A 15,070-nucleotide genomic window follows, 5' to 3' on the forward strand; every position below is an offset into this window, starting at 1 on the left:
TTTGTATTTTCTCTATTTCACTGCTCCAATTCTGTTTCCCGGCAGTGAAAGTTTGTATTTTCTCTATTTCACTGCTCCTGTCCAATTTTCCAGCAGTGAAATCTTTGTTTTCTCCTATTTCACTGCTCAACCACAATTTTCAAGCTGTGAATCCGGTAATTTCCTCAGTTTCACAGCCCATAAAGATCTTTACAACAGCAATTTCCCACAAACTCTTCATTCCAAAATCTTATACTGGTACTCTGTGTTATAAGTAAGCACAAAGAGGTATCCATCACACTCTATAAAGTAGTACGGCGCGGATTTTACCTTGATCTTCTTTTGAACCTTGCCGTTATGTCTGTTGAGAATATAGATAAAGTCAGGCTCGTCAGTGAAGCCATAACCACAGTAGATGCTGTCTCCCATAATCAGGAAATTGTGTGAACCGCATACCTGGTCATCACTTTTCCATAAAGTCTCTCCCGATACCATGTCAATGGCCACAATGTAGGATTTGTGCGGATTAGCTGCGGCATATGTTCTGTGCCCCAGAGATACATAAAGTGTATTGTCCTTCACAAGGGCATACTGGATCTCGGGCTCTGTAAAATCTGCGAACAAACCCTCACCTTTATCCGGAGGACTTATGAATTCATCAAAATAGTAATTACCTTCAAGTGTCTGAGTATCTTCATTGAAAACTGTCAGCGACAGCTCACCGCCTTCGGCATTATTCACCACACTATAGTTGTAAGTTCCATCAGAAAAAGGAAATCTCTCCGGAAGCGGAATCCCGTTTTCTGCAGACCACACATCCTCGTTAAGCCAGTCAGTAGTTGTGGACTTTACTTCACTTAGTTCAAATGACGGTTTTCCTGCATCAGTGTCAATGCCATCCGCTGTCCATGCACTCCAACCGGGATTCTTAACAACTGCGTGATACCACCAGTCCTCGCCATAGCCTTCATCAAGATCACCTTCACCAGGCTCTCTTCCGTCATCATCAAGGCCGCTGGGATAAGCGCCTCCATCAGAACTATCGCCGGAAGCTGCGCCTCCGCCAAGTAACGCCCCAGCATCCACGCTTACAAGATCAGCTTCCTTCAGCTCTTTTCCTATCTCTTTGATATCAGGGATTTCTTTATCTTTGTAATTGTCATAAGTATCTGTGAAAACATCGGGATAATCCGCGAATAGAATTTTTACCATCTGTGTGCCGATAGCATAATAGCCCATGGCATAGTCCTCAAAGCAGCACCAAATGCCATCATAATCCACAGCCCATGAAAGGCCTTTTGCATTATCCTTAAGTCTGTCAGGAATGCCGGAAACCAGATTTTCCCTATCAGATGGCAAATCCTCAAAGTTTTTTGCAAGATCCTCGTTCTGCTTCTCAAGCTCAGACACAATGATCTCCGGAAGAGCATCAGTATCCTTAACTACATCTGAAAACTGAATCTCCTCTCCGGTGACCGGATCATAATTATAATTCGAAAAATCGCAGAATCCATGCGCTCCGGCGAGATAGAGATAGTTTGAAACTATGTATGAGAATACTCTGCCATCAGCTCTTATAGGAAATATATTTTTGTCGCTCTCATATGCAAGCCCCCAGCCGGAATCAAACATTTCCTTTATCTCTTCTGCACTTGATGTGAAAAATTCATTAGCCTCTCTGTCATATGCAGTTGCATTATCATCGAGAACTTTCTGAAGTTTTCCGAATTTCTCCTTAGAACTTCTATCAAGCTCAATTGAATAGTAGTTAGCAATTGCATACTTATCAGCACCATTCACCATGTTGAGCGGATGAGTCTGATAGGTGAAATCCACGGGTGAATTCAGTTCTTCCTCCGAAAGCTGAGTGGACGAATTTTCTCCTGAACCGGTTCCATCAGAGGCTTCGCTTCCATTTGTATTTGAAGAGCCATTATCATCTGCGGCACTTTCATTTTCAGAGCCGGCTCCCTGCATATTTTGTTCACTATTTCCGGAGTCATCTCCCTGTGCATTTTCGCCAACCTGCTGCCCATCGGCATATGTGCCGTTACCGCTCTGCTGATCGACGCCACTACCTGCTGCTCCGCCACAGCCTGAAGACAACAAAACAGCTCCTGACAGCAAAACTGCCAGAAGCCTCTTAACCTCAGTAATCTCTACTTTATGCATATCCCCCTCCATGTTTCAATAAACAGCTATTTCAACAATTGGTGCATACAAGTTTCAATAAACATCCATTCCAACATTTGGCGTATCTATGTCTCAATAAACAGCCATTCCAACATTAAGCGCATCTATGTCTCAATAAACAGCCATGCCAACATTTAGCGCATCTACGTCTCAATAAACTGCCATTCCAACATTCAGCGCATCCATGTCTCAATAAACTGCCATGCCAACATTTAGCGCATCTATGTCTCAATAAACTGCCATGCCAACATTTAGCGCATCTACGTCTCAATAAACTGCCATTCCAACATTCAGCGCATCCATGTCTCAATAAACTGCCATGCCAACATTTAGCGCATCCATGTATATGCCGCCGTAATTCGAATCCTGCCAGCCATTATTCCCGGTTTCCCATACATCCACGAAGGTGCCGGTCTTTTCATCATAGGTAGCATTGTTATATGTGATGTCTATAGTTCCGTCCTCAAGAACCTCTTTCTTCGAGTAATTAACGTTAACTATTCCATTTTTCCTGCGCAAAATATTGTCTATCTGATAGTCTTCATTCTCAATCTCAGTTGCAAGATCAAAGCCCACTATCTCTTCAAGTTCGTCCCTTGTTATCTCACTGCCTGCATACTCCATGAAATCCTTCTTCTCTTCATCATAGTAAAAATAGTAAGGTTTCCAGGTATGTCCGGTCCAGTCAGGAGAGTCCTCCTGCCCTTTTTCATATGTACAAAAGCCATCGTAGGTACTAAAGGACATCACGATATTCTGAAGATCAGTATCTGAGCTGATATCTCCAAATCTGGAAATATTCGACTCCTTCAAAACTGCATCATCCACGTAGTATACATAGGTCACAAGAGCGGTTACATAGGCCTCATCAAACAAGATGAATTTCCTGTCACCTGCATCGATAACCCTGAATACATTGCCATCCATGTCTGCCAACGTGCCCGAGTAGATTTTCTTACACTCCTCAGAATTCACATAATAAACAGTTCCCTCGCACCATCCAAAATCACTGTCAGGACCTGCACCGACATACACTGTACCTTCATAGGTTCCGTTGCCGTCAAAATCATCAAATGCGCAGCATCTGATATCCTGAATATCTGCATCTGTCGCTTCGACAACCTGCTCCAGCAGGCTGTCCATCTCTTCTTCAGATATGCTGCTTTTCTTATCAGCGCCATCCTCTTTCGATGTTTCGGTTTTTTTATCGGAATTATTCTCTTTTAATGTTCCGGCTTTCTTATCAGAATCATCCTCTTTTGATGTTCCGGCTTTCTTATCAGAATCATCCTCTTTTGATGTTCCGGTTTTCTTATCAGAATCATCCACTTTTGATGTTCCGGTTTTCTTATCAGAGTCATCTTCTTTTGATGTTCCGGTTTTCTTATCGGAATCATCTTCTTTTGATGTGTCTGCTTCCGGCGTTGCCGACTTGGGAACCTCTTCCTCGAAGTCTTCTTCCTCAAGTGATTCGTTATCAAAAACCTCACCATTGGCATCGAAGGTGTGGATCGTATCCTCCGCGTCGATAATCTCCGGCTCAGCATTGATATTCTCAGTCAGATTAACAGGCTCATCCTTTTTCGCGCCACATCCCGCAAGCAACGTTATGCCAATTGCTACTGTACTTACAACTAATGTATTTACAATTCTCCTTTTCATTTAATTCCCCCTCTATCAAATTCAATTCATTCGCAGCCGCATCTTATGCTTTCCAGACCTTTCGGCCGCTTTTTTCTCTTTCTCTGTCTTCAAAAGCTTGTTTGGATTCATATTTCGCGGCCGCATCTCATGCTTTTCAGCCCTTTCAGCCGCTTTTTTCTCTTTCTCTGTCTCATAAAAGCTTGTTTGGATTCATATTCCGCGGCCGCATCTTATGCTTTCCAAACCTTTCGGCCGCTTTTTTATCTCTTTATAACTCTTCTAAAACCTATCTAGCTTCATATTCCGCAGCCGCATCTTATGTTTTCCAAACCTTTCGGCCGCTTTTTTCTCTTTCTCTGTCTCATAAAAACTTGTCTGGTTTCATATTCCGCGGCCGCACCTTATGTTTTTCAACCCTTTCGGCCGCTTTTTTCTCTATTTCTGTCTCCTAAAAACTTATCTGGATTCATATTCCGCGGCCGCACCTTATGTTTTCCAACCCTTTCGGCCGCTTTTTTATCTCTTTATAACTCTTCTAAAACCTATCTAGCTTCATATTCCGCGGCCGCATCTCATGCTTTTCAGACCCTTCGGCCGCTTTTTCTGTCAATAATCCAAAATCAACAAATCCAAAAGTACAATATTCATCAATTCTCTATCAGTTCATCAATCACTGCCCACAAGTCCAAAGCTCTTTTTTGATCCATCAATCATTTATCACAAGCCCCAGGTTTCTTGCCTTAACAGCAAGCTCTAAGCGCGTGTGATACCCGGTCTTCTGGAGCATGTTTGAAATATGCATCTTAACTGTTGATGCTTCAACGCATAGCTTCTCTGCAATCTCTTTGTTGGATGCTCCGCTTACCAGCTCTCTCAATATTTCTGTCTCACGCTCGGTAAAATCAGTGCTGACTGCGTTACCGATTTGCACCTCCATATGTTTACTGGGATATACAGATTCGCCCTTCATGGTACGATCCATAAGCTCAAGAATCGGCTGTTCCTGAACCTCCTTCTGCCAGAAGCTCTCAACACCTATTTCTTTTGCTCTCTTTTCATATGAAAGCTCCGGCATCGAAGTAACAATGATGATTTTCGTATTCGGTTTTATTTGTTTGATTTTCTCTGCGGCATCAAGTCCGCTCATACTCCCCGGGAAAAGCACATCAAGGATTACAAGATCTGTATCGTGCGTCTTTATGAAATCTAAAGCCTCAAAGGCCGTGGAAAAAGATGCCTTCAAGGTATAGTCATGTCCACTCTCTACAGCACTTTCAAAAATCTCTCTTATCATTCTGAAATCTTCGGCAATCACTACCCCAAATGACACTTTAAATATCCTCCCCGGGCAATATTATCTCCATACGAAATTCAGGCGATGTGTATATATTCATGGTTCCGCCCACATTTTCAACATCGCGTCTTAGATTTTTAAGTCCACCTTTCTCTATTATAACATCATCCGGCTTTTTTCCGTCATTAACAAAGTTTAAAATATAACTTCCCGCTGTCTTTTTTACGCTGATGATACATTCTGAGCCATAGGCATGCTTCAAAGTATTACCGATGTGCACTGAAATAGCTGCATCAACAACCGGGATAAGCCTTCCCTCCGTCGGAAGATCTCCAATAATCTGCAGCTTGATACCGAGCTTATCAGCTTCCTTAGATATAACGTAATAGGGGAGCTCCCACTCTTCAATCTCATTGCCCCTCAGGTGTCTGATATTATTTCTCCAAAACTTCAGCATCTCCTCTCTGTCAATGCTATCAGGTTCACTAAGGTACTTTCTGGCGATAAGAATACTCTGTCCGATGTTGTCGTGAAGCGCGGCCTTTAGCTGCAGAAGCTCGCGGTTCATAGTAACGTACTCAATTGTTCCCATGAGAGCCTTAAGTCTGTCATTTAATCGCTTTGCTTTTTCCTGCCTGGCCTCAAGCTCCTTAGTCAGTGAAAATTCGCCAGTCACATCCGTTGCAATAATCTCAGGTAAATTCTTGCCATTTATGTGAAGCATGTTACGAGCCACACTATAAACCTTCCCATCCTCGGTTCTTACCATATAGACATCATTTTGAAGCGGTATATCATTTCTATCTCCGTAAGGTTCTCCGGCATCACGTAGAGATTCTACATCTTCAACCCCATCAGATTCTCCGGCATCACGTACAGCTTCTACATCTTCAGCCCCATCAGATTCCCCGGCAATATTTTTATGGATCTCCTTTCCGGTAATACCCTCAGAAATCATATCTGCAGGCTCACAATTCCTCAGGTTTTCCCACAGCTCCTCAGCATCCGTTACGCCTTTACCAAAAAGCCCTCTACTGATCTCATGCATGGTCTCATTCACCATCACGGGAATCCCGCCTTCATAGTAGTAGCACAGGCCGGTCGGGAGCTTGTCAAAGGCCTCTTTTACGGACATATTCGAGATATGCTCCTTGGCCCATTTTCCTATGGCGTACTGCTGAACTACGGCAAGTACAAAAAGTGAAATTTGAAGCAAAAGTAATAGCGATATATGCATTTGAAATTTCACAAGCCAGTCACCCACATGATGCATCTCCAAAATCTCAAACAGTACAAATGTTATGAGCATATCAGCTATCGAAATAAAGGTGTATATCTTATTTCTCCTGATAATAAGCGAGCGTATAACGTTGTATATGCAGACGATAAGCGTAATGAAGGTGACCAAAATCACCATTCCGCGCGATAATTCGGAAAGACTGCTAAATGTCATGCGCCTACCTCCCCAAGCTTCTTCGTTTCGTTAAAATCTGTTTTCTTAAGGTTTTCTGCATCCGCTCGCCCTGCAAAATCAGCATTTGCCACATCTTTCTCGCAGGTTATCGTCACATAGAAGGTCTCATCCTCGTTGCGTATCCTGAGCCTGCCACCGTTTTCTGAAAGCTCGTTTTTCCTCCAGTCGGGGGTAATGCTGCAGACATCAGAATCAAAGGCAATGGTTATCTCATAATCAGCCTTGTCCTCAAACATAACAACACAGGAATGAAGGCTATCCCAGGCATCCTCCATAAGCTGTTCAAAAAGATCGTAGGCATATTTAATGAAAGCTGCGGGAAGTTCCTTTGGTTCCTCAGCCATAAGCTCACATGTAATTCCCGCAAGTTCCATGTAATCCATGGACTCCTTGACAGCCATTCCAAGCTCACCAGTTGAAATCTTTTTATTCTCATCCGAAATCAGCATCAGGTTGCCCATACGTTTAATAAACGCACTTAAAAAAGCAGCAAATATCAGCTTATCCCTGGAAATGTCTCCGCTCTCATCTTTTTCGAGGAGTTCGGAAACTCTTATGGCCTGTGGCTTTACGGCTTCCGCGATAGCATTGTAGAGCCTGTTTTTCGTCTCGTAGCTCACGCGCTCTGCGCGGACTTCATTCTCCTGACGGATCAGCTCATTTTCTTCCTCCAGCTCCTCGGTAACCTCCGAGAGTTCCTCGTTAAGCCGGTTAATTGCAGATATATCCTCAACCCACGTGACATATCCGCCCGAAATATTCTCTTTTCTTATCTGATGATCTGCGTCCGCTGCATTCTGTATCCAGCTTTTGGAAGTCAAAATTGCCCTGTCTTTATTATCATAGATAGCCGCATTTATCCCTGAGTAATCAAACAAAAGCTCATATCCCGTGTTTGCAGGAATCAGCCCTATCTGGATAGCACATTCAAAAGAAGTGATAAAAGGAAAGCAGAACGCTTCGTGTAGATGGAATAATTTTACCCCAAAGTAAGTAGGTGATCCTCCTTCGATTACATACCATATCAAAAGCGCATAGCCCACGAGCAGGCAAATTGCCGGAATGTACCAGAGTTTTCTTACTGATGAAAAAGTGCATTTTTTCATAAGGACCACAAAAGCCCCCACCATAAGCAGCACCATCCAGGCAAGAACTACATAGTAGAACCAGTTCCTGCTGTAATCATTATTTTGCATATCATAGATTTTGAACATAAAGTTATGGATGTCATTTGTCATCACAACGCAGATTATTATGACTTCCATAGCGATCAAAAAGCGCTCTAACCTGCGAACTCTGTTAATATTCCTTACAGGCTCCGTATAATGAGCTGCCAGGAATCCGAGAAGCGGTATTACTGTCATCGGGATATAGTATGCGTACCAGAGTATAGTGCTCATAAAGTCAACTTCATCAAAGAAATTGAAACGTGATACCCTCAGAACAAAAAGAAGCACCATGAAGCCGCTGGCAATAAGAAGTCGCTGTTTAATGTGCACATTCAATATTCTGCGCCTCACCATAAGTCCCCAGGCGATGAAAAGCGTGCAATAGAGTATCGAGGGCATCTGGTCAAGATGCGGTATACGCGACCTGAAAAGTCCATAGATGAACGCCATCGCTGCAAGACCTATAAGTATTCCCAATACTTTTTTATTCGTCAACCCCAACCTATCCAATCAATTACTCCTTTTATCCCCGATTGCGTTGCGCGACTATACTACTTAGCCGGAATAAAACCAGTACGTCAAAATGCTCCTCAACCGGCATAAAACCAGTGCAACAAGATATTCCTCAGCCGGCATAAACCATACCATCAAATACTTCCTGAATATTAACGTTTTTGCCCTTTACCTTTATACATCTGCCGAGTTCCTCATCGTCAACCACTTTTATCCTGACAAGTCTGTTATACCTTGTGATACAGTCCACATAAGTCTCGCCATCAGTGTACATCAGCTTTAGTTTCTCTCCTGCCTTAAGATCACAGGTTTCCTTTGTAGTCTCAAAGGTTTTGGTATCGACAATCTGAAGCTTCTCAAGCGGGGTCTTTAAAGTTATCACATACCTGTCTTTCTCGAAAATTGCCCCGACCTTCGAAAGCCTTTTGAATTTTCCCGCGTCGGTGATCCTATACTCCATAACCGCATCTGCAGTAGATAGCAGCCAGGTATTAACCGCAATATTAAAGCATGTAGGGTCTGTCATGATAGGTGTGACATAATTGTAGTTGTCAAAATCATCAAACACCTCATCACTATCCCCGCAGAAATATGCGCATAAAAGGTCTGCCTTTTTCACTCCCTTATCATCCAATTTATAAAGCTCCAGTAAGCTGTAATCATATTCCTTATAATTTGATAAGAGGACACTCTTTCCATTTTGATGAATTAGTGAAAATGAAAAATCATAGTCATCTCCATCTAATGGAAATTCATATTCCTTTCCGTTGTAATCCACAAGAATTCCTGTTATGGATTCATAATCCGATTCCTCATAATATTCAAGCTTCTCCATTACATAGATATTGTCGGCTTTTCCATCATCATCGGAATCTATGGGCTCGTAGGTATTTGGATAAAGCGCCATGACCCATGTATCGGGGATTTTTTTTCTGACGTCATCTGCGAAAAGCTTCCCCTTTGTGTCTTCGCAAAACAGGATCTTACAGTTCATGCTTACAGGGGAGAGATTCCTTGAATTCAGCCAAAATGAAACACCCTGGGAATCCAGTGTCCATAGTAGCTGTTCCGAATTAAGGCATGTTTCCAAGGTCTTCATGAGCTGCGACTCGCTCATGCTATTTCCACCTGCAAAAAATCCCTCATAATCCGCCTTCATTATTTCCATGAACTTCTGAACAAGCACGTCAAAAAATGCATCATCATCCTTAATGATGTCAGAAAGCAGAATATCTTCTCCGGTTTTCGGATTTATATTAAAAGTCATGAACCGATCATTGTTGTAGTCTTCGTAGGATGCGGTAGTAATTTTAACGAGAATACTCACCACATCGCTGTCAGCTCTCCGCACATAAATCTTCCAATCCTCATCAAGGTAGGGATGATCATAGGTGGTATTCTTCTCATTTTTCACAACCTGCCTGTAGGCCGCATAATAGCTGTTGGCCTCATCGGTACCAATGAGATCATTCACTACCATGATCTTTTTATAAAGCTCGGGATAGGCTTTTTGCGTCTCCTTTGAGAGACTTATCTGCTCATAGTCGTGAGCTATCTTAAGAGAACTGTAGTCTTCTCCAAAATAGTTGTTATCCTTATGCATGATTCGTATGCCGGAAATGAGATCGGGATTTTCCTTGGAAGCTTTAGAAGATGCGGCATAGGAAGAGCTTTTAGCAAGGCTCCTGCTGCCACATGTGATGATCATAGCAATTACTATACATATGCTGATTGGAAGAAGAACTTTTCTCATATCACACCTCGATTGTCTTATGCTAAGTGCAAGGTAGAAACTTCTGAATTCAGTTTATGCTGTAATACTTCACCACTTAATTTTAGATGTTTTTTTGATTTTTCTCTACCGCCAAATGGGGGTAATGTACAATATTAAAAATTCGTCTATGGTTATTTGTGTGATTTTACTCAAATAAAAACGGCCCCTTTCGGAGCCGTTTTCAGTGAGATCAAATTGTTTCAACAAACAACAGTTTTATTTGACCTTAATCTTGATAGTTTTAGTGGTCGTTAGATAATTTCCGTTCTCAGCAACAGTAACCTTTACTTTATAGGTTCCCTTCGGTGCTCCCTTTTTAAGGGTACAGGTAATCTTTCTTCCTTTCACTTTAACCTTAAGGTACTTTTTAAGTTTCTTCGAGCAAGTATTCTTTGCTGTTATTTTACCGTTTGAACCATCAATTTTAATTGTGACTTTCTGAGCCTTTTTCTTTAACTTAGCAGCACTGATTTTTGACTTGCTCTGAGTAATAGTTGCACTTGTCTGGGTCTCCTGTTCTGATATCTGAGGAGTAGGAGTAGGCGTACCATTATTAGAAGGATTTGTTCCGGAATTATTTCCGCTGCTCACTACCACCTTCACATTACATATAGCAGAGAAATTACCATCCTCAGTCGTTACCTTTATCTGAGCATTTCCTTGTGTCATTGCAGTCACCAGACCATTTGAATTAACAACAGCAACTGCTGTATTTGTGCTTTCCCATCTCATATTCTTATTGGATGCATCTGTCGGTGTTATTGAAGCAACAAGTGTTGCTGAATATCCCGGGGTCAGTTCAAGTGAAGTCTGATTTATCGATACACCTGTAACAGGAACTGTTACTATTATATCCTCCCATATAGCCGTAAATTGCACTTTTCCGTTTACGGTATATTCCTGTCCAGGCTGATATACTTCTGTTCCATCAGACCATCCCACAAACTTCTTGCCACTATAAGTGAATGTGTTCTCCGGAAGCGTAATTGTTGCTCCTTTAAACTGTCTCTCAATAAAAGGTGCTGTGCCGATTGCATTTGCTCCGCCATAGAAAGTCACTCTATACATTATCGCAGGAGATGACTCGCTTGTTCCTACAATAACCTTAAATACTTCAGATGTCTCAACACCATCAATGGATATCCTTATGTCAGTCTCACCATCAGATATTCCGTTAACTTTACAGATACCCTGGCCATTGTCATCAATAGTAAGCTCATCAGTAACAGTAGCAACACTTGAATATTCAGGTGTAGCTTTTACCACCATGCTACTATCATATCCCTTTATCTCAAATGGAACTTCCTTTGTGGTTCCTGCCACAATACTTACTTCATCCGCAACGTTTATCGCCACATCAGTATGAGCAGTTCCGATTTTTTCATATGCTTCTACGGCTTTGTCATCGCATGATACTACAGATTCAGGAACTGTAAGGCTAACAGACGTTCCATTTTCGATCGCATCATAAACAAGCTTTACCTTGTTAGCATAAACACTTCCATCCAAATCTGACTGGCTCTGATCATAAACTATGCTGTAGTTTATCGGTGTACCTGCCGAATCTTTTAAGATAATATTCTCAAAAGTATCAGGTTTCATATACTGTGAAAATGTTATTGTTACAACCGTTTCCGAAAAATCGACCGTTTTTACTACAGGTGCTGAAGTGGGCTTCAATTTGATGCCTATTCCTGTCTGCGGAGGTGGTACATCAAGCCATTCTGTTCTTGCTCTCTCATAGCCTTCCTTTTCTACTACAACTCTCCAAACTCCTTCAGGCACATCCCATGCAAATGTTCCATCTCCTCCTGTAATCTGAGGATTAATTTGATCGTATTCCGATGCATCCCACTCCACGTCAGGATCGTCAACCAAACGGGTATCTTCGTAATAAACAGTTGCTGTAGCTCCGGCTATTCGATTACTTGTTACGCCTTCATAAACATAACCGCTTGGATCAATGATCCACTTAACTATGTTGACAGGAATGCCAAGTAATATACCGATATAGCTATGAGCAAAGCCATTATACGGATCCTTTTCAATCTGATCGCATAAATCCTTCATTACAAAAGTAAATGCTGTAAGTGCGGTAGCAAGAGGGAGATTTCCGCTTCCGTATGCAACTTTTGCCGAACAATCAAGTACTGCCAACAGATATCTTGTCACAAGACACAAAGTATAAGTAGATCTCAGATATTCGATTTCCCTTCGCTCTGCTTCTGTACTTGCATGCATAGTTCTCATGTCAATTTCATACATGTGTCCAAAATAGCTAAAGGTCGCTTTTCCTGCATCATACATGCCACCAAATACATAGTTTATATCAGATAAATCTACTATCTGGTCGCTATAATTCTGCAATACATTTTCAGTAACAATTTGAATACCGGTTGATCCTGCTTTTTTGTAAATCCAGCTTTCAAAAGTACTTAAACCACTTTCATACTGATCTTCAATCCATACCTGTATTCCTTGTTCTGTCGTTCTCTGGTATGTTGTTCGATTTCCTTTAACAACACTCTTAAACGCCGGACTTTTTAGTACGTTGTAAATAAGCTTCAGGGTATCATTGCTTATATTACGTACAGCAGGTAATATTCCGTTTACATCACTTCCGGTTGTATTTACCTGAGAACTGTCAACATCCGGATTTTCCGCAAGAAGTGTTTGTAATACATTATCATTGTCCGAATACTTATTGTATTCAAACTCTGTCATCGTGCCATCAGGAAGTTCAATTTTATACAGAGCATGACTATCTGTACTTTCAACAGTTTCTACCTTGTCGATTCCATCATTAACTACATCCGGATTGTTCTTTGCATACGAGCCGACAATCTCTTTTGCCTGATCCTGAGCACTTATCTGGTCCTGATATTCATCAGCACAGTTATACTCAACGCTGAGTGTTCCCGGCACATAATTTGCATCATTATTAAATTTCTCCGTTGTTATAAAACAACCGGACTGTTCATTATATCTTGCCGGAATCTTTGATGTCACTCCATTACGTGTGCTTTTGACATACAGTTTCTCAATCATATCCGGATTGGACATAGTTACATGGAATGTATAGCGTCCTGATGTAGCAAAAGTTACTGTATTCACAGCTCCATTAGCATCGAGAAGATCAATTACCTTTTCATTTCCATTTAGCCTGTAGTACATCTTAAATCCGGTTATTACAGGCTCCGAAGCACTGAATTTGACATTTGCACTGTTAGATATTTTTCCTGACTCAGTGTTTATTTCTCCTTTGACAACATATGTCTGTCCATCTACAGGATCAGGAATATCTATCTGCTTTTTATATTTTCCTCCCTTTGAAGAATGTGCTGTTCCACATTCAACATCATCCACAAATAATGTTATATCTGATGATGCCGGTGCTATACCGCTTACAAGAATCGTCTTTGTGTTCGTTACTGTCGGAACCACAACAGTAAGATTAGGAAGTTCAGCATTTATAAGCCCAATAGCATCCGTATGAGTTTCATTGTTGTATTTATACTCAAGTGAAGCTGATGAAACCAGTGATGTAGCACTTTCAGGAACTACTGTAAAGTGAATGACTCCACTCTTCTTAGTTACCGGAATTGTAAGTACATGATTTTCATCAAATACATAATCCTCCAGTTTCTGATTATTCGCTGTAACTGACTTTTCCTTCAAATTGATGTTTGAAGGGAAGAAAATAGAGAGCTTCATGTCTGAAACATCACTAAATACTTCATCCTTAATGCAATATGAAACAACAAGATCTATGTATCCCGAAGAATACAGATCACTCGAGTTTGTCATGTAGTAGGATTTTGCACCATCAATAGCAAATCCCTCCAAAGCTGTCTCGGATATAGGACAGATTGGCATTCCATGTTTAATAGCATATTGCATTGCGGAAGAGCCAATGTAGCAATACATTGTTACTGGGCTTCCTAAAAATGCCTCATTACCAAAAGTAATATCTCCGGCATTTAAAACTGTTACCTTTTTTAGATTCTTACAATTATATAATGCTCTGTAGCTAACAGTATTAACGCCCTCTCCAAGTGTTACCTCCCTTAAACCTGAGCAGTCCCCAAATGCATATTCACCTATAGTCGTAACTGTATCAGGGATAACAATTCTACTTAGCTGTATATCATTATAAAATGCATAATCACCAATCGTTGTAAGTGATTCCGGAAATCCTATATTCCTGATATAGCTGGATGCGAATACATTATCAGCTATTTTTGTTACTCCCTCAGGAATCTCCATACTAATAAGTGAAGAAGCTCCGGCGTAAGTTTTTCCTCCTGCCGTTGTAAGAGACAAAGGGTAGTTTGTTTCCCTAAGAGACGTACAGTTCATAAATGCTTCTGTTCCCATTGTCTCTACTCCATCAGGAACAGCAACCTCAGTAAGACTGCTACATTCCATGAAGGCTCTGTACGCTATATTCTTAAGGCTCTCGGGAAGCTTTATCTGTGTCATTCCTGTGCATCCACAGAAGGCATACTCATCCACCAGGGTGACTCCCTCGGGTATCTCTATACTCTCAAGCTCTGTATCATTCTCAAATGAGCTCTTTCCTATTGTTTCAAGAGTTGAAGGAAGGTGGAACGTCTTAATTAAACTTTTTTTGAATACATTGTCAGCCACCTTCGTTATTCCTTCAGGCACTGTCATTTCTTTAAGCTTTACGGCTCCTGCAAAGGTTCCGCCGCCTGCTTCCGTCAGCGAAAGAGGATAGTTTATTTTTTCAAGGCTGCTGCAGTTCTGGAACACCTCTACTCCTAATGTCTTTAATCCATCAGGAAGTGCAATCTCCGTAAGCGCGGTACAATCTCTGAAAGCCCTGTACCTGATCTCTTTAATACCGTCATTAAACTTTATCGCTGAAAGAGAAGCTGTATCATGAAATGCATAGTCTTCAATTGTCTTAATACCTGCAGGAAGCTCTATGCTTTCAAGTGCCTGGTCATGCTGGAATGCTCCCTCACCTATTATCTCAAGGGTGGACGGCATGGTTATGTTACTGA

Annotated in this window: 7 protein-coding genes; all 7 read right to left on the bottom strand. The window is 41.5% G+C overall.

All coding sequences use genetic code 11. The annotated features are described in order from the left end of the window. Positions 1-216: 216 nt before the first annotated feature. Positions 217-2,151: a hypothetical protein gene (locus tag G586_RS25245; protein ID WP_051204895.1), complete on the bottom strand. Its 1,935-nt coding sequence runs from the start codon at positions 2,149-2,151 to the stop codon at positions 217-219. Between the two features lie 327 nt (positions 2,152-2,478). Then, positions 2,479-3,834, bottom strand: coding sequence for a hypothetical protein (locus tag G586_RS0117920; protein ID WP_026528812.1), 1,356 nt, complete (start codon positions 3,832-3,834; stop codon positions 2,479-2,481). A 688-nt stretch (positions 3,835-4,522) separates the two neighbouring features. After that, entirely contained in the window at positions 4,523-5,146 is a 624-nt protein-coding gene (locus G586_RS0117925; RefSeq protein WP_026528813.1) for a response regulator transcription factor, read from the bottom strand. A gap of 1 nt (position 5,147) precedes the next feature. Then, complete coding sequence (locus G586_RS0117930; protein ID WP_026528814.1) at positions 5,148-6,563, bottom strand: hypothetical protein; 1,416 nt, start codon at positions 6,561-6,563, stop codon at positions 5,148-5,150. Then, on the bottom strand, positions 6,560-8,230 hold the full coding sequence (locus G586_RS0117935; protein WP_026528815.1) for a hypothetical protein: 1,671 nt from the start codon (positions 8,228-8,230) through the stop codon (positions 6,560-6,562). The genes G586_RS0117930 and G586_RS0117935 overlap by 4 nt, the downstream gene beginning before the upstream one ends. A 148-nt stretch (positions 8,231-8,378) precedes the next feature. Further along, entirely contained in the window at positions 8,379-10,019 is a 1,641-nt protein-coding gene (locus tag G586_RS0117940; RefSeq protein WP_026528816.1) for a hypothetical protein, read from the bottom strand. A 237-nt stretch (positions 10,020-10,256) separates the two neighbouring features. Next, the coding region (locus G586_RS25250) for a leucine-rich repeat protein (protein ID WP_155834270.1) at positions 10,257-15,070 on the bottom strand (4,814 nt) is incomplete at its 5' end.

Source organism: Butyrivibrio sp. VCD2006 (assembly GCF_000423925.1).
Taxonomy (GTDB): domain Bacteria; phylum Bacillota; class Clostridia; order Lachnospirales; family Lachnospiraceae; genus Butyrivibrio.

What these genes read in the sequence shown, in the direction of transcription:
- G586_RS0117940 (WP_026528816.1), bottom strand. Translation starts at nt 10,019, where the DNA reads ATGAGAAAAGTTCTTCTTCCAATCAGCATATGTATAGTAATTGCTATG.
- G586_RS0117930 (WP_026528814.1), bottom strand. Translation starts at nt 6,563, where the DNA reads ATGACATTTAGCAGTCTTTCCGAATTATCGCGCGGAATGGTGATTTTG.
- G586_RS0117920 (WP_026528812.1), bottom strand. Translation starts at nt 3,834, where the DNA reads ATGAAAAGGAGAATTGTAAATACATTAGTTGTAAGTACAGTAGCAATT.
- G586_RS25245 (WP_051204895.1), bottom strand. Translation starts at nt 2,151, where the DNA reads ATGCATAAAGTAGAGATTACTGAGGTTAAGAGGCTTCTGGCAGTTTTG.